This is a genomic window from Paenibacillus sp. 05T425 (assembly GCF_056396205.1).
In genome coordinates, this window is record NZ_JBFTLA010000120.1 from 1 (window position 1) to 425 (window position 425).

The 425-nt window shown below is 65.6% G+C and carries 1 pseudogene; it reads left to right on the plus strand.

The window, feature by feature from the left end:
* Nucleotides 1-68 precede the first annotated feature (68 nt).
* Nucleotides 69-425: pseudogene (locus AC1DF0_RS32375) on the plus strand (hypothetical protein); the annotation flags it as partial.

The following is a 425-nucleotide window of genomic DNA, read 5'->3' on the forward strand; positions in this document are numbered from 1 at the left end:
CTTCAGTGCCTTCAGTGCCTCCAGTCAAAACACCGCCGCCAGCCGTGGCGCCACCGGTGAACCCCCCTGTGGCGACAGAAGTCGATAACGGTCAGCGCCCGCTGCTGATGGCCGGCAAAAAAACCTTGTTCCAGCGGGTGCTCAGCAACCCGGGAGCGAAACTCGCCAGTGAACCGGGGGCAGCACCTGACAAGGCCTTGCCGGCGTTTTCCGTGCTGTACGTCTATCAGCGCCAAGAGGTGGCCGGCAGCCCGTGGCTACGCGTCGGCGCCGCCACCGACGGGCGCAGTGACGGCTGGTTGCCAGCCGAACAAGTCAGCGACTGGAAGCAAAGCCTGGTGCTCAAGTTCACCGAACGCTCCGGTCGTGCGCCGGTGATGTTCCTGCGTCAGCCCGGCGAAGTGGAGCGGCTGCTGGCCGATCCG